The organism is Acidobacteriota bacterium, from assembly GCA_009838525.1.
In the GTDB taxonomy this organism is placed as follows: domain Bacteria; phylum Acidobacteriota; class Vicinamibacteria; order Vicinamibacterales; family UBA8438; genus VXRJ01.
Map to the genome: position 1 here is coordinate 246593 of VXRJ01000035.1, position 25875 is coordinate 272467.

A 25875-nucleotide genomic window follows, 5' to 3' on the forward strand; every position below is an offset into this window, starting at 1 on the left:
TCATGCGCGTGCGATTGTCCGCGAGTCTCACCGCTGCGACGATTGCCGCCGCCACGGCGTGCGCGCCGGCGCCGGCCGAACTGGGCGACGTCCTTCCACGGTTCCAGGAGACGGCCCGCGCGCTGGCGGCCGGCGCCGACGCGGACGGACGGACGACGGTCTCCGGCCTCGACGGCTGGCTGTTCTTCGGACCCGAGCTCCGCCACGCCTCGGTCGGTCCCTTCTGGGGGTCGGACGCGGCCGCCGTGAGCCGCGCGCGCGACCCGGAGGCGGCCGATCCACTGGCCGCGATACTCGATTTCCGGGCCCAGTTGCGGGAACTGGGCGTGGAGTTGATCGTCATGCCGGTGCCGGCGAAGAGCGTCATCTATCCCGATCAACTGGCCGCGGAGCTGTCGGACCTGTCGTCGCCGCCACGCCTCGATCCGGACCACGTCGTGTTCTACACGCTGCTGCGCCAGCAGGGCGTGGAGGTGCTCGACCTGACGGAGCGCTTCCTCCAGGTGCGGAACCACCCGCGAGGGCCGCTTTACTGCCTTCGTGATAGCCACTGGTCGGGAGTCGGCTGCGCGGTGGCCAGCGCGCAGCTCGCCGGCGCCCTGCTGTCGCGGTCGTGGTACGGCGCGCCGCCGGGAGACGCACCGCATATTGCGGACTGGCGCCCGGTGACGATCACTGGCGATCTCGAGCGCGAGGCGACCGACGGCGTGACCGGCGAGACGCTTCAGATGCGGTCGATCAGCGTCGCGGGCGGGGCGGACGGCGCATCAGGCCCGCGGCCCGAACCGGATCCGAACAGCCCGGTCGTTCTGCTCGGCGACAGCCACAACCTGGTCTTTCACGCTGGCGATGACATGCACGCGACGGACGGCGGTCTGCCGGAACAGCTCGCCTTCGAGCTGGGCTTCCCCGTCGACGTGGTCGCCGTTCGGGGTTCCGCGTCAACTGCCGCCCGCGTGAACCTGTTGCGCCGCGCGCAGGCCGATCCCACCTACTGGGAGCGGAAGCGAATGGTGATCTGGGTCTTTTCGGTGCGCGAGTTCACGGAGGGAGACGGCTGGCCGCTCATTCCGATTCGGCCGGATCCTCCCGGCGATTCCGGATAACCCGCGCCGGCACGCCGGCCGCGATTGCGTACGGGGCAATCGTCCCGCGCACCACCGCGCCAGCGCCGATGATGGCATCACGCCCAACCCTCGCGCCGTCCGAGATGACGACGTGCGCGCCTAGCCAGACGTTGTCGTCCACATCGATTCCCTGCGCGATCCGGGCTTGCTGCAGCACCGGAATGTCGGTCCGATCGTGGGCGTGGTCGCCACCTACCAGGTACGTATACGCGGCGACCAGCGCGTGCCGGCCAAGACGCACGCGGCCCCCGGAGAAGATCTCGCAGTTGAAGCCGATGTTGGCGTGATCGTCGATGACGATGTCACCGTTCTTGCAGCTCAGAATCGTGCCGCGGCCGATGAAGACCCCGCTGCCGATGTCGATGCCGCGGTTGTTCGTGCCCTTCGCGTCGAGACAGCAGTTGTCGTCGATCACGACGTCGTCGCCAATCCGGATCTTGTGCGGGTGCCGCAGGACCACGTTGACGCCGAAGGTCACGTTGCGCCCCACGCGCCCGAGCAGCAACGGATACAGCTTCGACCGGAGCAGCAGTCCGAGGGCTCCCGGCAGCGCGCTGATCGCAGTGACGATCAGCTCGTACTTCACCAGCGCCCAGAGCCCGGGTCGCCCGACGACCAACGCCGCGTACCGCGCCGCTTTCGATCGCCCGGGCTCGAACAGCTCCTCCTGAATGTCCGTGATGCCGCCCCCCGATCCGGCGGGGGGGTCGGATTGGTTCCGTGTCGTCACAGTTGGCGCACAGCGTACACTGCATCTAGCAGCCCGTGGTCTTCAGCTCCCACCTCTTTCTTCTCTATTTCCTGCCCGTCGCCCTGCTCGTCTACCACACCCTGCCGCGCCGCGGCCGCCACCTCGCCCTCGCGCTCCTCAGCTACACGTTCTACGGCTGGGCCAACCCCCTGTTCGTCGTCCTTTTGCTCGCGTCGACTGTGGTCGACTACGGCTGCGGGCTGGCGATCGCCGCCTCGGCCCGCGACGCCGCCGGCGCGCGCCGGCGGCGAGCGGCGGTTGCCGTCTCGGTCGTCACGAATCTCTCGCTGCTCGGCTTCTTCAAGTACTTCAACTTCGGCATTGACACGTTGAACGGCGTCGGCGCCGCTCTCGGCGCGGAGTGGCTCGGTCTCGACACGGCGCTCCGGGTGACGCTGCCGCTCGGCATCAGCTTCTACACGTTCCAGTCGATGAGCTACACGATCGACGTCGCCCGCGGTCATGCTGCGCCGCTGCGCAATTTCATCGACTTCGCCTGCTACGTGTCGCTGTTTCCGCAATTGGTGGCGGGGCCGATCATCCGGTTTGCCGAGATAGCCGATCAACTGGTTCAGCGCACGCACACGGCGGCGAAGTTCGCCCGCGGCGTGGCGTTCGTCAGCCTCGGCCTGGCCAAGAAGGTGCTGCTCGCGAACCCGTGCGGGCGGATCGCCGATCTGGCGTTCGACGCGGGATCCATCGCCACCCTTGATGCCTGGCTCGGCCTGGTCGCGTATGCCTTTCAGATCTACTTCGACTTCAGCGGCTACTCCGACATGGCGATCGGCCTCGGACTGATGCTCGGCTTCGTCTTCCCGAAGAACTTCGACTCGCCGTATCGCGCGGAGTCGATCACCGAGTTCTGGCGCCGGTGGCACCTGTCGCTCTCTTCCTGGTTGCGCGACTACCTGTACGTTCCCCTGGGCGGCAGCCGACGCGGGCCGCGGCGCACGTACATCAATCTCGCGATCGTGATGCTGCTGGGCGGCCTTTGGCATGGCGCCGCCTGGACGTTCGTCTGCTGGGGCGCCCTGCACGGCGGGCTGCTCGCGGCGGAGCGGTGGCGCGGCGGGTCGTTGTACGCGTTCCTGCCGGCGCCGTTGCGGCGCGGCGCGACCTTCGGCCTGGTGCTGCTGAGTTGGGTGCTGTTCCGGTCCGCGGACCTGGGCGCCGCCGCCGGCTATTTTCGGAGTCTGGCGGGACTGACGGCGGCAACCGATCAGGCGCGGCTGCTCGGGCAGGCGATCACTGAGCCGTACTCCCTCGTCGCGCTAACCTGCGCCGCCCTCGTCACCTGGGGTGCGCCGCAGACCTGGGACTGGACGCGCAACCTCACCGGGCCGAAGGCGGCAACCGCCGTCGGCCTGCTGCTCCTGGCCTGGGGCGTGCTCGCCACGCAGGCGCACAACCCCTTCATCTACTTCATTTTCTGATGGCTGCGACGACCGGAACCGATTTCCATCGCCTGCCGCGCGCCGAACGCGACCGCATCGCACAAGCGCGAGCCGAAGTGGGAGAGACCTCGGTGACGCCGGCCGTCGCGCGGCTTCTCGTCGCGGCGTTCGTTGCCGCGCTCGCGTTGCCGCACGTTTCCCAATTGCTGGCAAGTCCAGGCTTCTACCGGGAACTGGGCGGTGGACGTGTGGCGCTCGCGGACCGTCCGCTTGCCGACGGCCTTCCCCTTGCGTCGATCCGCGCCGCCAACCGGGCATTGCTGGCGCGCGCGACGGCGATCGAGGATGGTCTGGCGGACGAATCCGTGATCGGCCGGCGCATCCGCCCGATCGTGCAGTCGGCCATGACCGCCTGGCTCGGCGCGGGCACGGCGCAGGTGGAGATTGGCGATGGCGGCTGGCTCTTCTACCGGCCCGATCTGGATCACGTCACCGGGCCGGGCTTTCTCGAGCCGCGCGTGCTGCGCCGCCGCGCCGCGGCTGGCGACACCCTCGCCGCGGCGCGGGCGCCCGATCCACGGCCCGCGCTGGCTGCGTTCCAGAGGCAACTGGCCCAACGGGGGATCCGGCTGATCGTCGCTCCAATCCCGGTGAAGCCGTCCGCCGATCCGGACCGTGTCGGAGGTTCCGCCCGCTTCGCGGCGCCGGTCGTGCCGAACCGCTCCTGGATGGCGTTCCTGGCCGATCTCGACGCGGCAGGCGTTACGGTCTTCGACGCCTTCACGAGCCTGGCGGAGTTGCGGGTCGAAGGCGCGGGACCGCTCTACCTGGCGACCGACACGCACTGGCGCCCGGCGACCATGCAGCGTGTCGCCGCCGATCTCGCCCGGTTCATCGAGGCCTCGATCATGCTCGCCCCGCGCCGCGACGGGCACGTCACACGCGCCGTCGATGTGACGAACGACGGCGATACGGCGCGTCTGCTGGAACTGGGGCCGCGGCAGGCCCGCTATCCGCCGGAAACCGTGGCGACCCGGCGGGTGGAAACGGTGTCGGGCGAGCCGTGGCAGCCGTCCCGCAACGCGGAAGTCCTGCTTCTGGGCGACAGTTTCACGAATGTCTATGCGCTTGACGCGCTCGGTTGGGGGGTCGGGGCCGGCCTGGCGGAACAGCTCGCCGTCGAGCTGGAGCGCCCGGTGGATCGGATCGCCCAGAACGATCAGGGCGCCCTCGCGCCGCGCCGGCTGTTCGCGGCGGCACTGGCGCGCGAGCCGCAGCGTTTCGCGGAGACACGCGTCGTCGTCTACCAGTTCGCGGCGCGTGAGCTCTCCCAGGGAGACTGGGCAATCGTGGACCTGCCTCCGGCCGGCCCGGCGCCTGCGCCCGGCACGATCGGTTTCTGGCCCCCCGTCGCCGCGCGCGCCACCATCGAGGCAACGGTTGCCGCGGCGGGTTTCGTTCCGCGTCCCGGATCCGTGCCGTACCGCGACCACGTCGTCGCGATCCATCTGAATGCCATCGACGTGATCGACGGCCCGGCGGAGGGCGCCGGACTCGACGCGGTCGTCTACGTCCGCAGCATGATCGACAACGAGCTGACGGAGGCCGCCTCGTGGCGGCCGGGCGATCGGGTGCGCCTCGCCCTCCAGCCGTGGGCGGACGTCGCGCCGGAGCTCGATGGCATCAATCGCGGCGAGTTGAGCGATCCCGCCCTGTTGCTCGTCGAGCCCTGGTGGGGCGTGCCGTAGGAGGCCGTGCTAGCCGGGGTTTCGCCGCGGCCTCTCAGCCGGACCGACTGCTATTCTTCCCGCCGTGGCCCGGATCGTCGTCGTAACGTCTCATCCGCCGTTCACCGCGGGCGGGCACCTGGTGATTGCAGAGGCGCTGGTCGACGCGCTCAACGCGCGGAACCACCGGGCGACGCTGCTGCTGACGCCGCAGAACCGCTTCGGACGCCAGGGCGCGGCATACCTCTCGAACTGGCTGACCGATGTGGGCGAGGCGGGCGGCGGCGAGCCGGTGGATCAGGTAATCAGCTTCCGCTACCCCAGCTACGCCGTCCGGCATGCGCGGCATGTCTGCTGGCTGAATCACCGGATGCGCGAGTACTACGACGAGTGGCCGCGGTTCAGCGCGTCGCTCTCCTGGCGCAACCGACTGAAGGAGGGCGTCCGGCGGAAGCTGATCCATGCGGCGGACCGGTACCTGCTCACCCGGAACGTCACCCGGGTCGTCGCCCAGTCGCGGACGATTCAGGATCGCCTGACCCGGTGGGGGGGCATTCCGTCCGAGGTTGTGCATCCGCCGCCGCCGCCGCGGGCGTACCGGTGCGACGGTTACGGCGACGAACTGCTCGTGGCGTCGCGCCTGACTCCGCTCAAGCGGATCCACCTGGTGCTCGATGCACTGCAGGAACCGGCCGCGTCGGCGATCCGCTGCGTCATCGTCGGCGACGGCGAGGAACGCGAAGCGCTGGCGGGCCGGATCGACTCCGAGGGCCTCGCCTCCCGGGTCCGCCTGCTGGGTCATGTGAGCGACGCCGAGCTGGTCGACCTGCTGGCGACCTGCCGCGCCGTCTGCTTCCCGGCCGCGCGCGAGGACTACGGTCTGGTGACGGTGGAGGCATTCGCCTCCGGCAAACCGGTGGTGACCTGTTCCGACAGCGGCGGACCGACGGAGCTGGTGGAGGATGGCGTCAACGGTTTCGTCGTCGATCCCGCCGCGCCGGCGCTGGCTTCGGCGATGGCGCGCCTGATGGACGATGTGCCGCTCGCCGAGCGGCTCGGCGCCGCGGGGCGGGAGCGGGCCGCGTCGATCAGTTGGGATCGCGCCCTGGAACGGTTGCTGCTGGTCTGACCGGCGTCGGCGCGCCCGGTGTAGACTCGCAGCCGGATGGCATACCGCAGCACGCTTGAACGGCGCCTGGCCCGGAAGGCGACACGCGCGATCAAGACGTTCGATCTGATCGAGTCGGACGACCGGATCATGGTGGGGCTCTCCGGCGGCAAGGACAGTTGGGCGCTGATGCAGTTGCTCGACGTCCTGCGCCGGCGGGCGCCGTTTCCCTTCTCGCTCGTTGCCGTCAACGTCGATTCCGGATACAGCGACTACCGTCACGACGTCATCGCGCGCGAGTGCGAGGCGCGCGGCTGGGAGTACCGGATCGAGCACACCGGGATCGGCGAGATCATGGACGACGTGCTCGATGCCGGCGACACGCCCTGCTCGCTCTGTGCACGGCTGCGTCGCGGGGTGCTCTACCGGATCGCGGCCGATGTCGGCGCGACGAAGATCGCGCTGGGCCACCACGCGGACGACTTCATCGAGACGCTGCTCCTCAATCTGCTCTTTGCCGGATCGCTCAAGGCGATGCCGGCGCGGCTCGTCTCCGACGACCGGCGCCACGTCGTCATCCGCCCGCTTGTCTATGTCGCGGAAGACGAGGCGCGGGCCTACACCCGCGAGTGCAGCCTGGAGGTCATCGGCTGCTGCTGCCCCGTATGCGGCGACCTGAGCCTGAAGCGCCAGCGGGTGAAGCGCTGGCTGCTCGATCTCGAGCGCGAACACCCGGGTGTGAAGAGTTCTGTCCTGAAGGCCCTCGGCAACGTCGCCCCGCGCCATCTGCTGGACACGCGGCTCAATCCGCCGGCGGAGTTGCGGGCCGATCCGGCAATGGAGGCGGCGCTGGCGGAATGCGCGCGGTAGTCCAGCGCGTCCGCCGCGCCGTCGTAACGGTCGAGGAGCGCGTGGCGGGCAGGATCGGTCCGGGTCTGGTCGTCCTGCTCGGAGTCGGCCGGACCGACAGTGGCCGCGACGCGGACTGGATGGCCGACAAGGTAGCCAGTCTGCGAATCTTCGCCGACGCCGCCGGCCAGATGAACCGGTCCGTGGCGGAGGCGGAGGGAGCGCTGCTGGTCGTCTCGCAGTTCACACTCTTCGGCGATTGCCGCCGCGGGCGCCGGCCGTCATATGTCGCCGCGGCGGAGCCGGAGCAGGCGCGCCGGCTCTATCTGGCGGTAGTGGATCGGCTGCGACGCGCGGGATACACGGTGGAGACGGGGGAGTTCGGCGCGATGATGGATGTGGAACTGGTAAACGACGGTCCCGTGACGCTGCTGATCGATAGCGAGCGGACCTTCTAAAATCACGCAATGCGACCTTCCTTCAAACCGGTTTTCCGTTTCCCGGCGATTGCCGCGTTGGCCTCGTTCGTCGTTTCCGTCGGGCCCGCCGCCGCCCAGCAGCGGCCGCTCGTCACCGAAGACCCTGAGTCAATCGGGGCCGGCCTGGTCCTGGTGGAGGCGGGGATCGACTACCTGCGCGATCAGCCGTTCCCGGTTTCCGGCCTGACCGGCCAGTTTCGCAGCGCGCCGGTGCTCGGCATCAGCATCGGCGTCAGTTCGATCGCGGAAGTGCAGATCGACGGCATCTCGTTCGCCCACCTCGCGATCACGGACCGCAGGCTGGCGCCCCTGTCGCATCAGTTGCGCATCACCGGCGATTCGACCGGAAGCTGGATGGACACCTCGATCGGCGCCAAGACGCGGCTCCTCGCCGAGGGCGCGCGCCGCCCCGGGATCGCGCTGCGTTTCGCCACGAAGCTGCCGAACGCCAGCAACGAAGAGGGGCTCGGCCTCGACACGATCGACTTCTACAACTCCCTGCTCATCGGCAAGACGATGGGTTCGACGCGGGTGGTCGCCAATGTCGGTCTCGGTATCCTGAGCGATCCGACGCGTGGCGACCGTCAGAACGACGTGCTCACGTATGGCGTGTCGGTCGCGCGGGCGTTCGCGGAGGGGGCCGAGGTCGTGGCGGAGGTGGCGGGCCGGCGCAACACGCGGACCGGCACGCCGCCCCCCGGCACCGACAGCTCCGGTTTCGCCCGGTTCGGCGCCCGCTTCACGCGCGGGACGGTCCGGCTGGACGCCGCGTTGCTGAGCGGCCTGACCGTCCGTGACGCCACTCTGGGCATCACGGCTGGTCTCACTTGGGTTTTTCGCGGCCTCCATATTCCGTGACCCGCCCCGCCCCTATCCCGTACGCAAAGGGGGACGCCCATGGCAACGACTTCCTCCTTGTGTCTGCCGGCGCGCTCGGCCGGGCGTCGACAGACGCGTCTGGCGGCACGTCGGGCGGCGCGCCGTCCCGCACATCTGACAAGGGCCTTGCCGACCTGGCGAGGGCCATGTGCGATCGCCGGACCGGCATCGGCGCGGACGGTCTGATCGTCTGGCAGCCGACCCCGGGCGGCGCGTCGATGAAGCTGCGCAACGCCGACGGCAGTCCCGCCGAGGTGTCCGGAAACGGCGTGCGCTGCCTCGCGGCGCTGTTGGTGGAGCTTGGCGCCAGCGGGCTTGCCGGCGGCAAGGCCGGCGGCGAGCCGACGGGTGGCGAACCGATCACGATTGACACTGCGGGCGGCGCCAGGTTGCTGGAGCTGCTCGACGCCGCGCCGCCCCGCTACACGTTCCGGGCCCACATGGGCGTGCCCGGCGGTCTGACCGAAGAGACGCTGACCGTGGCGGGGGAGCCGGTCCGGGCGGTCATCCTGTCGGTTGGCAACCCGCAGTGCGTCATCCTGCTTCCGTCATTGGCGGAGGCGGAGCGGCGCCTGGCGAAGCTCGGTCCCGCCCTCGGCGCGCACGAGCGGTTTCCGGAAGGAACCAACGTGGAACTCGCGGTGGTGGAGCGCCCCGACCGGGTCCGTATCGTGATCTGGGAGCGGGGGGTCGGACCGACCGCGGCTTCGGGCACCGGTGCATGCGCGTCGGCGGTCGCTGCGGCCCGATACGGTGGGGCCGCCCGGAGCGTGGAGGTGGTGTCCCCAGGCGGATCACAGCGGGTGGAATGGACCGCCGCCGGCATGTACCTCACTGGCTGGGCCCAACTGGTGGAGCGGGGTCAATGGACGGGTGGCGGGCGTGAGGTGGACCGCGTGAACGGACCGGGAGCGTAACTCGGGAGAAAAGACCGATGGTGTACGATGCTCGTTTGTTGCGGCACAGATCTTGCAGTCCAGTGTCGTATGCGGAATCTGGCATCGCACGACCGGCCCCGCGAGAAGCTTCAACGTCTCGGCGCCGCGGCGCTCGGCGACAACGAGTTGCTGGCAGCGGTGATCGGTCACGGATCTCATCACGAGAGCGCGCTCGACATCGCCAATCGCCTGCTTGTGCAGGCGGGAGGGCTGCACGGATTGGCGAAGTCGCTCGACACGCAGTTGCTCGGAGTCACCGGAGTGGGGCCGGCGATGGCGGTCCGGGTCCTCGCGGCGATCGAACTGGGGCGGCGAACCCTGGCGACGCCCGAGGAGCGAGTTCAGCTTTGCGGGCCGCGGGAGGTCGCACGTTACCTGCTCCCGCGGTTCGGCACGCGTGCGGTGGAGCAGTTCGGTGTGGTGCTGCTCGACGCGCGTCACCGGGTGCTGCGGACGGTAGTTCTTTCGGTCGGGACCGTGGATGCCAGCGTGGTGCATCCCCGGGACGTGTTTCGCGTGGCGGCGTCGGCCGGGGCCACCGTGATCGTGCTGTTTCACAATCATCCGTCGGGCGATCCGACGCCAAGCGAGGATGACATGGCGCTGACCGCCCGGCTGATCGAAGCGGGGGAGTTGATGGGGATCGAGGTGCTGGATCACATCGTCCTGGCCGACTCGAGCTACTTCAGTTTCCGCGAGGGAGGGCGGCTGTAGCCGCGGACGATGGCGCGGGTCCTGTATCTCGACTGCTTCTCGGGCGTTGCCGGCGACATGATGGCCGGTGCGCTGATTGATGCCGGCGTGCCTTTCGAAGCGCTAACGCGGGTCGTCGACTCGCTCGGCCTCGAGGGGGTCCGCATTTCGCACGACCGTGTCGATCGGAGCGGCATCGGCGCGGCCAAGTTCCGTGTGGACGCGGGGACTCACGGACACAGCCACGGAGAAGGCCACGACCACGACCACGACCACGTCCACAGCCACGGTCACGGTCACGGTCACGGTCACGGGCACAGCCACGCCCACGACCACGACCACGAGCATCACCATCATCACCGCAGCCTGAGCCAGATCCTCCGCATCGTGGAGGGATCGTCGCTCTCGTCGGCCGGGAAGGCGCGCGCCGGCCGCCTGTTCCGGCGGTTGGCGGAGGTGGAGGCGGCAATCCACCGGATGCCGGTCGAGGAGGTGCACCTGCACGAAGTGGGGGCGGTCGACTCGATCGTGGACGTCGTCTGCGCGGTGCGCGCGCTGGAATGGCTGGCGCCGGACAGGGTCGTCGTATCACCTCTCAACGTCGGCTCCGGGACCGTCAAATGCGCGCATGGCGAGATGCCGGTACCCGCCCCCGCCACGGCGGCCCTGTTGGCCGGCGCACCGACGTACGCCGCCGGGCCGGCGGTGGAGCTGACGACGCCGACCGGCGCGCTCATCGTCGCGGACTATGCGGATGCGTTTGGACCCCTGCCCCCGATGCGGGTTGCGCGGATCGGCTATGGGGCGGGCGATCGCGACCTGCCGGGCCGTCCCAATGTGCTGCGGGCTCTGGTGGGCGAGTCGGCGCCGGTGGAGGCGAGCACCGAGCCAGCGGCCGGCATACTCGCCGCTCCGGACGCGGAGGGACTCGAGCGGGTGGTTGTCCTCGAGTGTCAGATCGACGACATGAACCCGCAGCTCTACGGCGTTCTGATGGATCGCCTGACCGAGGCGGGCGCACTCGACGTGTTCTACGCGCCGATCCAGATGAAGAAGAATCGCCCCGGCACGCTGGTTACGGTGATAGCTTCACCGGCGAGGCGCAGCGAACTGGCCGGGATCCTGTTCGCCGAGTCGACCACGATCGGCGTCCGAGTGACGGAGACCCTGCGTGAACGGCTGGAGCGCGAGAGCGTCACCATCGACACCCGGCTTGGCGTGGTACGCGTCAAGGTTGCGCGCCGCCGGGGCGAAGTGCTGAACGCCGCCCCGGAGTTCGAGGATTGCGTTCGCCTGGCGGCGGAGCACGGCGTTGCCGTAAAGGACGTGCAGGCGGTCGCGGTCAAGGCGTGGCTGGACCGCGCGCCGCTGGAGTGACCACGATGTCCCGGTTCTATCTGACGACGGCGATCGACTACGTCAACTCGCGGCCCCATCTCGGGACCGCCTACGAGAAGATCGCGGCCGACGTCATCGCGCGTTACAAGCGCCTCTGCGGCATCCACACGCGCTTCCTGATGGGCAACGACGAGCATTCGCAGAATGTCTTTCAGCGTGCGCGCGAGCTCGACGAGGACCCAATCGCGTTCTGCGATCGGATGGAAACGGCCTTCCGTGACGTCTGGGCGCGGCTGGACATCTCGTTCGACGACTTCATCCGGACCACCGAGGAGCGCCACCGGACCAGCGTCACCACGCTGGTTTCGCGCATCGCCGAGGCGGGCGACATCTACGATGGCGTCTACGAGGGGTGGTACTGCGTTTCGTGCGAGGCATTCAAGCAGGAGAAGGACCTCGACGACGGCAACTGTCCGATCCACCAGAACCCGCCCGAGTGGATCAAGGAGAAGAACTACTTCTTCCGTCTCTCGAAGTACCGTGACCGCCTCCTCGAGCACTACGAACGGCATCCGTCGTTTCTGGAACCGGAGATTCGCCGCAACGAGATGCTTCGCCTGCTCGAGGCGGGGCTCGACGACATCTCGGTGAGCCGGACCGGGCAGGCGTGGGGGATCCCGGTCCCGTCCGACGCGGACAGCGTCATCTACGTCTGGGTCGACGCCCTGATCAACTACATCTCGGGCGCCGGCTACGGCACGGACGACGCCCTGTTCGACGCGTGGTGGCCGGCCGACCTCCATGTAATCGGCAAGGACATCACTCGCTTCCACTGCGTCGTCTGGCCGGCGATGCTGATGAGCGCCGGCGTGGCGTTGCCACGCCAGGTCTTCGGCCACGGCTGGGTCCACTGGCAGGGCCAGAAGATGAGCAAGTCGCTCGGCACGGTGGTGGATCCCCTAGAGGCAGCCGACCGCCTCGGTCCCGATCCGCTTCGGCTGTATCTCACGAAGGAGATTGCGTTCGGGGCCGACGGCGACTTCACTTGGGACCGCTTCGAGGAGCGCTACAACGTCGACCTGGCGAACAACTACGGCAACCTCGTGTCGCGTCTCGCCTCGATGGGGAAGCGCTACCGGCGGGGCCGGCTCGTCACCCCGTCGAGCGGTCCCGGTCCGCTGGCGGACGCGGCAGCGCGGGTCGTGGCCGGGTATCGCGAGGCGATGAACGGCTACGCGCTCCACCAGGGCACGGCGGCCGCCTTCGACCTGATCGACGCCGCGAACGAGTACATCACACGGGAGGAGCCGTGGGTGACGGCGCGCAACCCGGAGCGGGCGGAGGAGCTGGACAGGCAGCTCTGGGACGTGAGCGAGGCGGTCCGGATTGCGGCCGTGCTGCTGAGCCCGGTGATGCCACGGTCCTGCGCGGACGTCCTCATCCGGCTCGGCTCTCCCGTTCCGGAGGGCGGACTCCGGCTCGACCGGGATGCGGAGTGGATCGGTTCGCCGGGTCTGGAGCGCCAGCTCGTCGAGGGGCCGCCGCTCTGGCCACGGCTAGAACCGGCAAAGGCAGGCGGAACGGATCAGAAACCGAAGGCAGCAAAGGAACAACCGAAGATGACGACGACAGACGTGCCGGCGGGCGATGCGCCGAAAGCGGGAACACCAGTTGCCGATGCAGCGCCCGCGACGCCGCAAATCACGATCGACGACTTCCTCAAGGTGGACCTCAGGATCGGGCGGGTGGTCACGGCGGAGCCGGTGCCGAAATCGCGCAAGTTGATCCGCCTGGAAATCGATGACGGCCAAGGTGTCCGCCAAGTGCTCGGCGGTCTGGCGAAGTCCTACGAGCCCGAGTCTCTCGTCGGCCGCCACGTCGTCTTCATTGCCAACCTTCGGCCCGCCAGATTGGCGGGCCTCGAGTCGAACGGCATGGTGCTCGCGGCGCTCGACGCCAACGGCGAAGCGGTGTTGCTGACAGTCGAGGATCCGGCCCGTGCGCCGGCCGGGTCGGCGGTTCGCTGACCGCGCCATGATCGATTCGCACTGTCACCTGGCGGACGATCAGTTCGAGGCGGATCTCGACGCGGTCGTCGCGCGGGCGCGGGACGTCGGCGTCGCCGGCGCGCTGACGATCCTCGACGCGACGAGCGAAGCGGAGGCGGCGCGCGCCGATCGTGTCGCGTCGGCCTGGCCGGCGGTTCGCTTTGCCCTCGGCGTTCATCCGCATCAGGCGGCGGCGTTCATCGACAATCCCGAGGGCGCGGTCACGCTCGTCGGGGACGCCTACGCCGCGCGTGCCGACGCTGTGGCAATAGGCGAGATCGGTCTCGACTATCACTACGACTTTGCTCCCCGCCTTACGCAGATCGAGGTGTTTCGCCGGCAGATCGCCCTGGCGCGCGAACTGCGCCGGCCTGTGGTGATCCATACCCGCGAGGCGGACGACGACACGATCGACGCGCTGCGGAGCGAGGGGGGCGGCGAAGTAACCGGTGTCTTCCACTGCTTTACCGGGGACGTGGCGTTTGCCCGGCGCGCCCTCGATCTCGGGTTCCATGTTTCGTTTTCCGGGATCGTGACGTTCCGGAGCGCCGGGGCAATCCGTGAGGCGGCGACGATCGTCCCGCGCGATCGGCTGCTGATCGAGACGGATAGCCCGTACCTTGCGCCGGCGCCCTTCCGGGGAAAACGCAACGAGCCGGCCCGCGTCGCGCACGTTCTCGAAGCGGTAGCCGAAATGCGCGGCGCCGGCATCGAAGCGACGGCCGATGCGACCACCCTGAATTACGCCCGGCTGTTCTGTCCAACGGGTACCTAAACGCCTGCCGCATTGACGCTTGGCGCGCAGTTATGGTGTGATTCCCCGTCGCGTGTCTACCTTGCTCAACACCTCACCCCCGGCTGACCTGATTCAGCTTTTCGAGCCGATCCGCGATGACTTGGCGGCAGTCGAGGCGGCCTATACGACGCACATCGCGTCGACGGTCCATCCCTTACCCGAGATGGCGGAGTACATCCAGAACAGCGGCGGCAAGCGGGTCCGTCCGGCCGTCCTGCTGATGGCGTCGCGCCTGTGCGGCTACCAGGGAGAGTGGGCGGTTACCTACGCGTCGGTCGTGGAGTACATCCACACCGCGACGCTGGTGCACGATGACATCATCGACGAGTCGGACGTGCGCCGCGGCCGCCTCGCGGTCCACTCGCGGTGGGGGAACGACATTACGGTTCTGCTGGGCGACTACCTCTACATCAAGTCGATGGAGATGGCGCTCACCTACCACTCGATCGACGTCGTTCGGCTGTTGTGCGACGTGACGCGCCGGATGATCGAAGGGGAGTTCTATCAGTTGGCGAAGGCGGGCGACGCCGATATCTCCGAGTCGGAGTACTTCGACATCATCGAACGGAAGACGGCGTATCTCTTCGGCGGCTCGGCCGAGATCGGCGGCCGGCTCGCCGACGCAACGCCGGAGCAGTGCGCGGCGCTGCGCGACTACGGCTTCAACCTCGGCGTTGCGTTCCAGCTCGTCGACGATCTTCTTGACTTCACGGCCGATCGCGAGGCGCTCGGCAAGCCGGTCGGCGGCGACCTGCGCGACGGCAAGCTGACGCTTCCGGCAATCCATCTGATGGAGCGGGAGGGGAAGGGGAGCCGCGCCGACGCCATCGTCCGCGCCGCGATAGAGACCCGCGCGATCGATGCGGGATCGTGGGCTGAACTGACCGCGCTGCTTCGCGCCCGTGGGGCCATCGACTATGCCTACGACCGGGCCGTTGCTTACGCGGAGGCGGCGAAGGAGGCTCTCGTTCGGTTCGGGCCTTCGCCGGAGCGCGACGCGCTCGCCGCGCTGCCTGACTTCGTTCTTGCCCGCGACCATTGATCCCTGCCCGCGGGCACAGTGAGCCGGGGGTGAGCATCGATGCCGCCTGATGCCGCGCCAGGGCGGGCCGGCGCCGCCGCGCGCCGGCGATCCGAACAGCTCCGCCGCGAGCTGACGGAGCATAACCACCGCTATTACGTTCTCGATCAACCGTCGATCAGCGACGCGGAGTACGACGCGTTGCTCCGCGAGTTGCAGGAGCTCGAATCGGAGCATCCCGATCTGGTCACCCCCGATTCACCCACCCGGCGGGTCGGGGGCGCTCCTCGCGAGGGTGTGGAGAAGGCACGCCACTCTTCGGAAATGCTCAGTCTCGACAACGCGTTCGACGAGGCGGAGCTGCGCGACTTCGACCGGCGGGCAAGGGAGTTGGCGGGTCTCGACGAGCTCGACTACGTCGGCGAACTGAAGCTGGATGGCGTCTCGATGGCGGTCCGTTACGTCGCCGGCCGGCTCGAGCTGGCCCTGACCCGCGGCGACGGCGAGACCGGCGAAGTGATCACGCCGAATGCACGCACCCTCCGCACCCTGCCGCTGGCCGTCGGGGAGGCCGCGCTCGAGGCGGCGCGGGTCGCCGACACGTTCGAGGTGCGGGGGGAAGTCGTGATGCCGAAGTCGGCGTTCGCCGAGCTGAACCGGCGGCAGCTCGAAGCTGAAGAGAAAACGTTCGCCAACCCGCGCAACGCGGCGGCGGGGTCGCTCCGGATGCTCGACGCGCGCATCACGGCGTCGCGCCGCCTCGACTTCTATCCCTATCTGCTCCTCGACGCCGCCGGCCAGCCGTTGTTCGACTCGCACTGGGCGTCGCTCGAGGCGCTTGCCGCTCTCCGGTTCAAGGTGAATCCGCGCCGTGCCCGCCTCCGGGGCATCGAGCAGTTGCTGGCCTTCCGCGACGAATGGATCGGCAAGCGCGACGAGCTGCCGTACGAGATCGACGGCCTCGTGTTCAAGGTGGACGCGGTGGCGCTGCAGGCGCGTCTGGGCGCGACCTCGAAGTCGCCCCGCTGGGCCATCGCCTGCAAGCCGCGGGCGCAGCAGGCGGAAACGGTCGTCGAGGAAATAGACGTGCAGGTAGGACGCACGGGCGCCGTCACGCCGCGCGCGCGGCTCCGGCCGGTCGTCGTCGGCGGCGTCACCGTCTCGCGCGCGACGCTCCACAACCAGGACGAGATCGCCCGGCTTGGCCTGCAGATTGGTGACCGCGTGCTGGTCGAACGGAGCGGCGACGTCATCCCCAAGGTGGTGCGCGTCGTCAACCAGGGTCCGCAGCGGACCCCGTTCGAGATGCCGTCGGCCTGTCCCGTCTGCGGCTGGCCGGTCGCCCGGGAGGCCGATGAGGTCGTCGCACGCTGCAACAACGCTAGTTGCAAGGCGCGCCTGAAGGAATCGATCCTGCATTTCGCGCGGCGCACGGCGATGGACATCGACGGGCTCGGCTACTGGCTCGTCAATGCCCTCGTGGATGGTGGCCTGGTGGACGACCTCGCGGACCTCTACGGACTGACCGTCGAGCAACTGGCCGACCTGACCAAGGAGACCAAGGTGAGTCCGACCCGCCTCGGGGAGAAGTCGGCGCAGAGAGTGGTCGACGCCCTTGATCGCTCGAAGACCGTCCCCCTCGGGCGCTTCGTCTTCGCGCTCGGAATCCGGCACGTCGGCGACCGGACGGCGGAGCTGCTGGCTGGCCACTTCGGCTGTCTCGACGCGATCCGCGCCGCGTCGGGGGAGGAACTGGAGCAGGTGGAGGAGGTGGGGCCGCGCATCGCCGAGTCGGTGCGGCAGTTTTTCGCCGCGGATCGAAACCGCACCCTGCTCGATCGCCTGCACCAGGCGGGTATCCGGCCCAGCGAGTCCGCCACCGCCGCGTCGGCGGCCGCTCGCACTCCGGAGGCGCCGATTCCGTTGGGCACGACGTTCGTGCTGACCGGAACCCTGCCCACGCTGACCCGCGACGAGGCGAAGCGGCTGATCGTCGCGGCAGGCGGAAAGGTGACGGGATCGGTCAGCGCGAAGACCGACTACGTGGTCGCCGGGGAGAGTCCGGGTTCGAAGCTGCGGAAGGCGCAGTCACTCGGCATCGAGATCCTCGACGAGCAGGCCCTCCGCGCGCTCCTGGCGACTGAGCCGTGACCGCCGAGGTGCGACTCCCTCGCGGCTGCCCCACAAACGGTTGCACGGCGGCGGGCCGGCGCGTATGGTAGTCGAGTACCCGTGCGTTCGGCGTTTGCGCCGCGCCCCCTGCGAGGGCGCGCTCGCTGGAGGAGCAGATGACGATCTTCGGCCGCCGGCCGTCCCTCGGGTTCCACCTGTTGCTGTTGCTGGGGATTGCCCTGCAACCCGTGGCAGGCGATGCCGCCGCCAGTGACACGCCGCTGATTGAGGCGGTCAAGGCGGAAGATGCCGCGGCGGTTGAAGCGCTTCTCGAGGCGTCCGCGGACGCCAACGCTGCCGCGCCCGACGGTGCGACGCCGCTTCACTGGGCTGCCTATCGTGACGTTGTTTCTTTGTCCAGCCTTCTGATCGACGCCGGCGCGGCGGTCGACGCGGCGAACGACTACGGCGTGACGCCCCTCGCGCTGGCTTGCGAGAACGGCTCCGACGCGATGGTGGCTCAACTGCTCGACGCCGGTGCGGATCCGAATCTGGCTCGCATGACCGGTGAAACGCCGCTGATGACCTGCGCCCGGACTGGTCGCCTGGAAACGGTCGAGGCCTTGCTAACGGCTGGAGCCGACCCGAACGCCGCCGAGATGGCGCGGGGCCAGACGGCGCTGATGTGGGCCGCGGGTCAAGCCCACGCCGACGTGGCACGGGCGCTGATCGACGCCGGTGCAGACGTTCATGCCCGTTCGCAGGGCGGCTTCACGCCGTTGCTGATTGCGGCTCGCGTCGACGCGCCGGCGCTTGCCGGACTGCTCGTCGAAGCGGGCGCCGACGTCAACGCCGCCTCGCCCGACGGCGTGACCCCGCTTATCGTCGCTACGCTCCGCGGTCACACTGATCTGGCCATCCACCTTCTCGAGGAGGGGGCCGATCCGAACGCCGCCGCGACAGGCTACACGGTGCTTCACTGGGTTTCAGGTTCATGGCACACGGAACTGACCGGCGACCTGCGAGGCATCGTCACCGACCGCGACAACGAATGGGCGTCGCTCAACGGCGTCGGCTCCGGCAGGCTGCCGCTGGTCGAGGCGCTCCTGGCGCATGGAGCCGATCCGAACGTGCGTCTCGCGGAACACCCACCGCAGTTCGGATTCGCCAGCCAGCGGTTCCGGGTCAGTTTGACCGGCGCGACTCCCTTCCTTCTCGCCGCGATGGACGCCAGGGTTGAGGTGATGCGGGCCCTCGTCGATGCCGGCGCCGACACGACGCTGGCCACCGAGGAGGGAACGACCCCGCTGATGGTGGCGTCGGGCCTGGGCCAGGTGCCGGCGGAAACCCGCGTTCGGGAAGCGGACTCGATAGCGGCGGTTGAGTATCTCCTGGGGCTAGGCGCCGACGTCCACGCGGTGAACGCCATCGGGCGGTCGGCGCTCCACGGAGCGGCGCACATTCGCTCCGACACCCTGGTGCAGATGTTGTTCGACCATGGCGCCGAGGTGAACGTGGCCGACATACGGGGAATCACGCCGTTGATGATCGCCGAGGGGGGCGGCCACATCCTGCTGCCCGGCCTCGGTGGCGGCAGCACGGCCGACCTGCTGCGGGCCCTTGGCAGTGAGGCGACGGATCGCAACAGCTTCATCGACAGCTACCGGCAGGGTCCCATTCGCTGAGGAGAGACGGCCGGAGGGAAAGTGTTGGGAGTACCGGGTGGCATCGCGCGAATCGCTTTGATCGCGGGGCTCGTCTGGGTGGCGGGCGCCGCCGGAGCACGCGCGCAGGAACCGACCGACAGCGCCGCGACATTCCGCCAGGTGCTGGATCGGTACTGTGCCGGCTGCCACAACGAGCGGCTTCTGAGCGGCAACCTGGCCCTCGACCGGGGCTCGATCGACATCACCAGGATCGGCGCCGGTGGCGACGTTTGGGAAAAGGTGCTCCAGAAGCTGCAGACCCAGGCGATGCCCCCGCCCGGGCGGCCGCGACCCGATGCGGAGACTTATCACGCCTTCGCGGCGTGGCTTGAATCGTCGCTTGACGGAGTGGCGGCGGCTGACCCCAATCCGGGTCGGCCGACGATCCATCGGTTGAACCGGCTGGAGTACGCCAATGCCATCCGCGATCTGCTCGGTCTCGAGGTGGATGCGGAGATGCTACTGCCGGCCGATGATCTCGCCTTCGGCTTCGACAACAACGCTGATATCCTCACCGTCGCGCCCGGTCTCCTCGAACGCTACCTGTCGGCCGCGCGAAAGTTGAGCCGCCTTGCGGTCGGCGATCTCGCGATTGGTTCGGACGCGGTTCGCTATCCGGTTTCCACGCTTCTGGAGCAGGGTGAGCGGATGGGCGACGACCTGCCTTTCGGGTCGCGTGGCGGAGCTGCGATCCGCCACCACTTCCCTCTGGACGGCGAGTACGTCATCCGCCTTGCGCTCCGGGACGGCCGCCGCGCGCCGCAGGTCGACGTCCGAATCGACGGTGCGCGGGTGGCGCTGCTCTCGGTCGATCCGGACGCCGACGCCGAGACTTCGGAGGATCCGCTGAGTGTCCGTGTGCCCGTTCCGGCCGGAAGCCACGTCGTGAGTGTGACTTTCCCGGAGGAGACGTTTACGCCGGAAGGGGTGGCGCCGAGCCGCCTGCCGATCTGGACGTTCAGCACCGGCCGCGGCTACGTGCAGGAAGTGGGGCTCGACAGTCTGCTCATCGAGGGGCCCTTCAATCCGGACCGCGTCGGCCCCGGCGACGGTGGCCTGGGGGACAGTGCCGCCCGTTCGAGGATCTTCGTCTGCACGCCGGCGACCGAAGCGGACGAAGCGCCGTGCGCGAATGAAATCCTCGCGACGCTGGCGCGCCGAGCCTTCCGCCGGCCGGTGACCGAGCAGGACGTGGCGGTCATCGAGGGCTTTTATCGCGATGGTCGTGCGGGCGGGAACTTCGACACCGGAATTCAACGTGCGCTCGAGGCCCTGTTGGTCGATCCGGAGTTCCTTTTCCGGATCGAGAGCGATCCCGAGGGCGTTGCGCCGGGCGCGCCTTATCCGTTGAGCGACATCGAACTGGCGTCGCGCCTCTCCTTCTTCCTATGGAGCACCATCCCGGACGACGAGTTGCTCGCTTTGGCCGAGGCGGGCCGGCTCTCCGAACCGGAAGAACTGGAACGGCAGGTACGCCGGATGCTGGCCGACCAACGCGCGTCGGTGCTGGTCGACAGCTTCGCGGCGCAGTGGCTCCACCTCCGGCGGATGCGCTCGGTCACCCCTGACGTTCTGGCTTTTCCGGAGTTCGAAGACAATCTGCGTCAGTCGTTCGTCCGGGAGACGGAGCTGCTCATCGAGCACCAGATGCGGCAGGACCGCAGTGTCGTCGACCTGCTGACCGCCGACTACACGTTCGTGAACGAACGGCTCGCGCGTCACTACGGCATCCCCAACGTGTACGGTTCGCGATTCCGCCGGTTGACGCTCCCTGACGACACGCGCCGCGGCCTGCTGGGGCATGGCAGCATCCTCACCGTCACGTCGCTTGCCACCCGCACATCACCCGTCGTGCGGGGCAAGTGGGTGCTGGAGAACATCCTCGGGACGCCGCCTCCGCCACCGCCGCCCGACGTGCCGGAGCTGGAGGAGCGCGAGGACGATGGCGCCGTCCGTTCGCTGCGGCAGCGCCTCGAGGAGCACCGCGCCAATCCGGTCTGCGCCAACTGCCACGCGCGCATGGATCCGATCGGCTTCGCGCTCGAGGGATTCGACGCCGTGGGCCGCCACCGCGTGGTGGATGCCAACGGGACGCCGATCGACACTTCCGGAACCCTGCCGGACGGCAGGGCCTTCGATGGCCTGCCAGCCCTGCGCGACGTGCTGTTCGAGCGGCGGACGGAGTTCGTCGCCACCGTGACCGAGAAGCTTCTGACGTATGCTTTGGGGCGGGGCATCGAATACTACGACCGGCCCGCCATCCGTGCGATAGTCCGTGAGGCCGGGGAGGACGACTACCGCTGGTCGTCGCTCATACTGGGTGTCGTGAAAAGCGTGCCGTTTCAGATGAGGAGAGCGGAGTCATGATGATCACGAAGCAGGCACTCCCGCGGCGGACGGTGCTCCGTGGGCTGGGGACCGCGATCGCGTTGCCGCTGCTTGACGGCATGGTGCCGGCCCTCACCGCGCTTCGCCGCACGGCGGCGGCGCCGAAGCCCCGCCTCGGCGTCATCTACGTGCCCCACGGGGCGGTGATGGACAACTGGACGCCGGTGGCGGAAGGAGCCGGATTCGACTTCACGCCGATCCTGCAGCCGCTCGAGCCTTTCCGCGAGCGTCTGCTTGTGCTCTCGAATCTGGACCACGCCCCGGCGGCCCAGATGCCGGGCGATCCGGCGGGCGGGCACGGGCGCATAACCGGCGCGTTCCTGACCGGCGTCCACGCGAAGCCGACGGAGGGAGCCGACTTCCGGGCGGGCCGCTCCATGGATCAGATTGCCGCGGAAAGACTTGGACGGGAGACCCAGCTTGGCTCCCTCGAGGTCGGGATCGGCCTGCCGGAGTTCGGTGGCGCGTGCGACGCGGGTTTCAGTTGCGCGTACATCAGCACGCTGTCGTGGAGCACGCCGACAACCCCGCTCCCGATGGAGTCGAACCCGCGCGCGCTGTTCGAGCGGTTGTTCGGCGACGGCGGCACGACAGACCCCGCCGCGCGGCAGGCGCGTCGCGCTCAGGACCGGAGCATCCTCGACGCCGTGACCGACAAGGTGGCCCGGTTGGAACAGGGCCTCGGCGCGGCGGACCGCGCGAAGCTGAGCGATTACCTGATGGCGGTGCGCGACATCGAGCGCCGCATCGAGCGGGCGGAAGCGGACGCCGACCGCGAGCTGCCGATTGTCGATCGGCCGTCGGGCAGCATCCCGGAGTCGTTCGACGACTACGTGCAGTTGATGTTCGATCTGCAACTGCTCGCCTACCAGGCCGACCTGACGCGTGTCATCACGTTCCTGCTGACGCCGGAGCTGAACGCGCAGACCTATCCGCAGATCGGTGTCCCGGATCCGCACCACGCGCTGTCGCACCACGAGAACCGGCCGGAGAGCCTGGCGAAGCTGACCAAGCTGCAGACCTACCACGCCGGCCTGTTCGCCTACTACCTCGACCGGCTGCGGTCGACACCAGACGGCGACAGCTCGCTGCTCGATCAGGTGGCGATCCTGTACGGCAGCGGGATGAGCAACTCGAACCTGCACAACATCCAGAAGCTGCCGATCCTCGTGGCGGGAGGCGCTGCCGGACGGCTGCATGGCGGCCGCCACGTTCGCTACGCGGACGAGACCCCGCTGACGAACCTGTTCCTCAGCATGCTCGGGATGGTGGACGTGCCGATCGAGCAGTTCGGCGACAGCACCGGCCGGCTGCAGGAACTGACCGACCTGTAGCGGGCAGGGCAGTCCGGTGCACCAGTCTGGTGCGCCGGCCCGGTGCGCCGGCCTGGTGCGCCGGCCTGGTGCGCCGGCCTCCAGGCCGGCATAGACACGGACTACGCGCTGGTACAATTGCCGCGAACGCGTTGCGCTAGCCGCGCGTACGGCACCATGGCTTCCCGCATCCTCGTAATCGACGACGAAGAAGAGATCCGTGAATGGTTGAAGCGGACCCTCGAGTACGACGGTTACGAGTGCGTGACCGCGCCCAGTGGCCAGTCCGGGCTTGCCCGGATCGAGCAAGGCGAAGCGGACCTCATCTTCCTGGACATCAAGATGCCCGGTATGGATGGCCTGGAGGTATTGCGCCGCATACGCGAGACCGACGAATCACTACCCGTCGTCATGATCTCCGGCCACGGTGATGTGGGCACCGCCGTCGAGGCGACGAAGCTGGGTGCATTCGACTTCCTCGAGAAACCGCTCGGGTCGAAACGCATCACCCTCACGATCCGGAATGCGCTGCGCCAGCGCCGGCTCGGCGCCGAGAACCGGCGGTTCCGGCGGGCAGAGCAAGAACGGCACCTGGCGGAAGAAAAGCGGCACGCCATGGTGGGCGAGAGTGCGGCGCTGCGCGGCCTGTCGGACGAAATCGACCGGGCGGCGCCGGTCCGGAGCGCGGTGCTCATCCAGGGCGAGAGTGGAGTCGGCAAGGAACTGGTGGCCCGCGCCCTGCACCGGCGGAGCCCGCGCGCGGGTGAGCGCTTCGTGCAGGTGAACTGCGCCGCGATTCCGCACGAACTGATCGAATCGGAGTTGTTCGGTCACGAGAAGGGCTCGTTCACCGGCGCCGCCGACAAGCAGATCGGCAAGTTCGAGCAGGCGGACCGCGGCACCATCTTTCTCGACGAGGTAGGCGACATGTCGCTCGCGGCGCAGGCCAAGGTGCTGCGCGTCCTGCAGGAGGGCGAAGTGGAGCGGCTCGGTTCGAACCGCACCATCCGAGTGGACATCCGTCTGGTGGCGGCCACCAACAAGGATCTCTCGCAGGCCATCGACGCCGGGACGTTTCGCGAGGATCTCTACTTTCGCCTCAGCGTCATCCCGATTCGTGTCCCCCCGCTCCGGGAGCGGCCGGAAGACATCCCGTTACTGGTACGGCACTTCGCCGACCTGTTCGGCCGCGAGAACAACTACCGGCTCAGGCCCTTCACCCCCGCGGCGGTAGACGCGCTGGTGGCGCGCCGGTGGCGAGGCAATATCCGCGAACTGCGCAACGCGGTGGAGCGGCTGATCGTCATGGCGCCGGGACCGTCGATCACGGTCGAAGACGTCCGCGCGACCACATTCGTCGATGGCCGCCCGTCCGTTTCGGAGGGCTCCCCGGTTGCGGCGGCACGAACGCTGCGCGAGTTCAAGGAAGCGAGCGAGCGCGCCTTCCTGGTGGACAGGCTTCGGGCGTTCGGCTGGAACGTGTCGAAGACCGCCGAAGAGATCGACACGCCCCGTAGTAACCTCTACAAGAAGCTCGAGCACTACCGGATCAGCCAGGAAGCTGACGGGTAGTGAGGATCCTTGACATTCCGCCGCAGTCGGCCGGGCGACCGCTGCGCCCGGCGCGGTGCGCCGCGCCGGACGGGGAGGAAAGTCCGAACTCCGCAGGGCAGTGCGCCGGGTAACCCCCGGTCAGGGTGACCTGAAGGAAAGTGGCACAGAAAACATACCGCCGCCGGCGCTTCCGGGCGCGGGCCGGTAAGGGTGAAAAGGTGCGGTAAGAGCGCACCGCGTTCCCTGCAAGGGGAATGGCAGGCTAAACCCCGCACGGAGCAAGACCAAATAGGGAGGCGCCCGAGAGCGGCCCGCTCGAAGCCTCCGGGTAGGTTGCTGGATCCCGTCAGCAATGGCGGGGCTAGAGGAATGGTCGTCACCGCGGCCGGGTGACTCGTCACGCGGGCGCGGTACAGAATTCGGCTTACGGCCGGTCTGCGGCGGTTCTTCTCTCGAGGCCGTGCTGGTTGGTGGAGGCGGGAATGCGAAGACGCGTGTGGGCGCTCGTGGGTGTGGGCGCCGCCCTGGCGGCGGCGACCGCCGTGATTGTCTCCGTCATGGACGCTGAGGCGCAGCGCGGGCGCGGTGGGGGCAGGACGAATGAGCCGGCGCTCACGGTAGAAGAGTATGCGCCGCGCTCGACCCTCGTCGTCGACGAGAACCCGCTCACGCGCGCGCGGTATCCCGTGATCGACGTTCACAGCCACCACCGGCCCGGCATCTCGGTTGACCGCTGGCACGGGATCGTCGAGGACATGGATGCCCTGAACCTGCAGGTGCTCGTCAACCTGAGCGGCGGTTTCGGTGCAAACCTGGAGCGGTGCGTCGGCACTATTGCCGCGAGCGACCATCCGCACCGCATGGTCTGCTTCGCCAACGTCGACTTCCGGGGCGGCGTGGGCTCCGGCTTCGGCGCGCGTGCCGCGGCGCAGCTCGAGCAGGATGTCGCGGCAGGAGCCGTCGGCCTGAAGTTCTTCAAGAACTTCGGCATTGATGTGCGCGATGCGAGCGGCGACCGGGTGCCGGTCGATCATCCCGAGTTAGACCCGGTGTTCGAGACGGCAGGGCGCCTCGGCATCCCGGTGCTGATGCATGTCGGCGAGCCGCAGTCCTTCTACGATCCGGTGGACCGCTACAACGAGCGCTGGCTGGAATTGACCCTGCTGCCCGACCGCCGGCTGCCGGCTGACCGCTACCCGGGATTCGAAACGATGATGGCGGAACGCGACCGCCGGTTCGCGCGTCACCCGGAGACCCGGTTCATCGCCGCGCACATGGGATGGCATGCGAATGACCTCGGCCGACTCGGCCGTCTGCTGGATGAACTGCCCAACGTCTGGGTGGAGACCGGCGCCATCCTCTACGAACTGGGACGCCAGCCGTGGACCGCGCGCGAGTTCTTCACGACGTACCAGGATCGCGTGCTCTTCGGAAAAGACCGCTTCGCGCCGGAGGAGTTTCCCTATTTCTGGCGGACGTTCGAGACGCGCGACGAGTACTTCGACTATTACCGGCGCTATCACGCCTTCTGGCAGATGTACGGCATGGACTTGCCGGACGACGTGCTCCGCAAGCTCTACTACGAGAACGCGCTCGCGGTGGTCCCCGGGATCGAGCCGTCGCAGTTTCCGGGCTCCTGACTGTCGGCTCGCGG

The 25875-nt window shown here is 68.6% G+C and carries 20 protein-coding genes and 1 other RNA gene; 20 read left to right on the forward strand and 1 reads right to left on the reverse strand.

What is annotated here, in order from left to right; translation table 11 throughout:
* Window positions 1-2: 2 nt before the first annotated feature.
* Window positions 3-1106 carry a hypothetical protein gene (locus tag F4Y45_16475; protein ID MXY26099.1) on the forward strand — a complete coding sequence of 368 codons (1104 nt, stop codon included), beginning with the start codon at window positions 3-5 and terminating at the stop codon, window positions 1104-1106.
* Here F4Y45_16475 and F4Y45_16480 read toward each other — a convergent pair.
* Entirely contained in the window at window positions 1066-1857 is a 792-nt protein-coding gene (locus F4Y45_16480) for an acyltransferase (protein ID MXY26100.1), read from the reverse strand. The genes F4Y45_16475 and F4Y45_16480 overlap by 41 nt on opposite strands.
* 35 nt (window positions 1858-1892) lie before the next feature.
* Between F4Y45_16480 and F4Y45_16485 the strand changes: the two genes are divergently transcribed.
* The 19 genes from F4Y45_16485 (at window position 1893) to F4Y45_16575 (ending at window position 25861) form a co-directional block, all read left to right on the forward strand.
* Window positions 1893-3311, forward strand: a complete 1419-nt coding sequence (locus F4Y45_16485; protein MXY26101.1) for an MBOAT family protein — start codon at window positions 1893-1895, stop codon at window positions 3309-3311.
* Window positions 3311-5020, forward strand: a complete 1710-nt coding sequence (locus tag F4Y45_16490; GenBank protein MXY26102.1) for a hypothetical protein — start codon at window positions 3311-3313, stop codon at window positions 5018-5020. Before F4Y45_16485 ends, F4Y45_16490 begins: the two co-directional genes overlap by 1 nt.
* 64 nt (window positions 5021-5084) lie before the next feature.
* Window positions 5085-6128, forward strand: a complete 1044-nt coding sequence (locus F4Y45_16495) for a glycosyltransferase family 4 protein (GenBank protein ID MXY26103.1) — start codon at window positions 5085-5087, stop codon at window positions 6126-6128.
* 36 nt (window positions 6129-6164) lie between these two features.
* Window positions 6165-6977: a tRNA 2-thiocytidine(32) synthetase TtcA gene (ttcA, locus tag F4Y45_16500; GenBank protein ID MXY26104.1), complete on the forward strand. Its 813-nt coding sequence runs from the start codon at window positions 6165-6167 to the stop codon at window positions 6975-6977.
* Window positions 6965-7414, forward strand: a complete 450-nt coding sequence (locus F4Y45_16505) for a D-tyrosyl-tRNA(Tyr) deacylase (protein ID MXY26105.1) — start codon at window positions 6965-6967, stop codon at window positions 7412-7414. Before ttcA ends, F4Y45_16505 begins: the two co-directional genes overlap by 13 nt.
* 9 nt (window positions 7415-7423) lie before the next feature.
* On the forward strand, window positions 7424-8293 hold the full coding sequence (locus F4Y45_16510; protein ID MXY26106.1) for a hypothetical protein: 870 nt from the start codon (window positions 7424-7426) through the stop codon (window positions 8291-8293).
* Window positions 8263-9231 (forward strand): diaminopimelate epimerase, encoded by a 969-nt coding sequence (dapF, locus tag F4Y45_16515; protein ID MXY26107.1) that lies wholly within the window; start codon window positions 8263-8265, stop codon window positions 9229-9231. The genes F4Y45_16510 and dapF overlap by 31 nt, the downstream gene beginning before the upstream one ends.
* Window positions 9232-9258: 27 nt before the next feature.
* Window positions 9259-9966, forward strand: coding sequence for a JAB domain-containing protein (locus F4Y45_16520; protein MXY26108.1), 708 nt, complete (start codon window positions 9259-9261; stop codon window positions 9964-9966).
* A 9-nt stretch (window positions 9967-9975) separates the two neighbouring features.
* Window positions 9976-11322 (forward strand): nickel pincer cofactor biosynthesis protein LarC, encoded by a 1347-nt coding sequence (gene larC, locus F4Y45_16525; GenBank protein MXY26109.1) that lies wholly within the window; start codon window positions 9976-9978, stop codon window positions 11320-11322.
* 5 nt (window positions 11323-11327) lie between these two features.
* A complete protein-coding gene (gene metG, locus F4Y45_16530) occupies window positions 11328-13310 on the forward strand; it encodes a methionine--tRNA ligase (protein ID MXY26110.1) in 1983 nt (660 codons plus the stop codon).
* A 7-nt stretch (window positions 13311-13317) separates the two neighbouring features.
* On the forward strand, window positions 13318-14106 hold the full coding sequence (locus F4Y45_16535; GenBank protein MXY26111.1) for a TatD family deoxyribonuclease: 789 nt from the start codon (window positions 13318-13320) through the stop codon (window positions 14104-14106).
* Between the two features lie 52 nt (window positions 14107-14158).
* Complete coding sequence (locus F4Y45_16540; GenBank protein ID MXY26112.1) at window positions 14159-15169, forward strand: polyprenyl synthetase family protein; 1011 nt, start codon at window positions 14159-14161, stop codon at window positions 15167-15169.
* Between the two features lie 39 nt (window positions 15170-15208).
* Window positions 15209-17299: an NAD-dependent DNA ligase LigA gene (gene ligA / locus F4Y45_16545; GenBank protein ID MXY26113.1), complete on the forward strand. Its 2091-nt coding sequence runs from the start codon at window positions 15209-15211 to the stop codon at window positions 17297-17299.
* A gap of 137 nt (window positions 17300-17436) precedes the next feature.
* Window positions 17437-18945 carry a hypothetical protein gene (locus F4Y45_16550; protein MXY26114.1) on the forward strand — a complete coding sequence of 503 codons (1509 nt, stop codon included), beginning with the start codon at window positions 17437-17439 and terminating at the stop codon, window positions 18943-18945.
* A 24-nt stretch (window positions 18946-18969) separates the two neighbouring features.
* The gene (locus tag F4Y45_16555) at window positions 18970-21333 is read left to right on the forward strand and encodes a DUF1592 domain-containing protein (protein ID MXY26115.1); all 2364 of its coding nucleotides are present in this window, start codon (window positions 18970-18972) and stop codon (window positions 21331-21333) included.
* Window positions 21330-22688, forward strand: coding sequence for a DUF1552 domain-containing protein (locus F4Y45_16560; protein MXY26116.1), 1359 nt, complete (start codon window positions 21330-21332; stop codon window positions 22686-22688). The genes F4Y45_16555 and F4Y45_16560 overlap by 4 nt, the downstream gene beginning before the upstream one ends.
* A gap of 156 nt (window positions 22689-22844) precedes the next feature.
* Window positions 22845-24239, forward strand: a complete 1395-nt coding sequence (locus F4Y45_16565; GenBank protein ID MXY26117.1) for a sigma-54-dependent Fis family transcriptional regulator — start codon at window positions 22845-22847, stop codon at window positions 24237-24239.
* Window positions 24240-24261: 22 nt separating this feature from the next.
* Window positions 24262-24664: RNase P RNA component class A (gene rnpB / locus F4Y45_16570), an RNA gene on the forward strand.
* Window positions 24665-24778: 114 nt separating this feature from the next.
* Window positions 24779-25861, forward strand: a complete 1083-nt coding sequence (locus F4Y45_16575; protein MXY26118.1) for an amidohydrolase — start codon at window positions 24779-24781, stop codon at window positions 25859-25861.
* Window positions 25862-25875 lie beyond the last annotated feature (14 nt).

Excerpts from the sequence above, each read along its gene's own strand:
- F4Y45_16475 (MXY26099.1), top strand. The coding sequence starts at position 3 with ATGCGCGTGCGATTGTCCGCGAGTCTCACCGCTGCGACGATTGCCGCC.
- F4Y45_16490 (MXY26102.1), top strand. The coding sequence starts at position 3,311 with ATGGCTGCGACGACCGGAACCGATTTCCATCGCCTGCCGCGCGCCGAA.
- ttcA (MXY26104.1), top strand. The coding sequence starts at position 6,165 with ATGGCATACCGCAGCACGCTTGAACGGCGCCTGGCCCGGAAGGCGACA.
- F4Y45_16505 (MXY26105.1), top strand. The coding sequence starts at position 6,965 with ATGCGCGCGGTAGTCCAGCGCGTCCGCCGCGCCGTCGTAACGGTCGAG.
- F4Y45_16510 (MXY26106.1), top strand. The coding sequence starts at position 7,424 with ATGCGACCTTCCTTCAAACCGGTTTTCCGTTTCCCGGCGATTGCCGCG.
- F4Y45_16520 (MXY26108.1), top strand. The coding sequence starts at position 9,259 with ATGCTCGTTTGTTGCGGCACAGATCTTGCAGTCCAGTGTCGTATGCGG.
- larC (MXY26109.1), top strand. The coding sequence starts at position 9,976 with ATGGCGCGGGTCCTGTATCTCGACTGCTTCTCGGGCGTTGCCGGCGAC.
- metG (MXY26110.1), top strand. The coding sequence starts at position 11,328 with ATGTCCCGGTTCTATCTGACGACGGCGATCGACTACGTCAACTCGCGG.
- F4Y45_16535 (MXY26111.1), top strand. The coding sequence starts at position 13,318 with ATGATCGATTCGCACTGTCACCTGGCGGACGATCAGTTCGAGGCGGAT.
- ligA (MXY26113.1), top strand. The coding sequence starts at position 15,209 with ATGCCGCCTGATGCCGCGCCAGGGCGGGCCGGCGCCGCCGCGCGCCGG.
- F4Y45_16550 (MXY26114.1), top strand. The coding sequence starts at position 17,437 with ATGACGATCTTCGGCCGCCGGCCGTCCCTCGGGTTCCACCTGTTGCTG.
- F4Y45_16560 (MXY26116.1), top strand. The coding sequence starts at position 21,330 with ATGATGATCACGAAGCAGGCACTCCCGCGGCGGACGGTGCTCCGTGGG.
- F4Y45_16565 (MXY26117.1), top strand. The coding sequence starts at position 22,845 with ATGGCTTCCCGCATCCTCGTAATCGACGACGAAGAAGAGATCCGTGAA.
- F4Y45_16575 (MXY26118.1), top strand. The coding sequence starts at position 24,779 with ATGGACGCTGAGGCGCAGCGCGGGCGCGGTGGGGGCAGGACGAATGAG.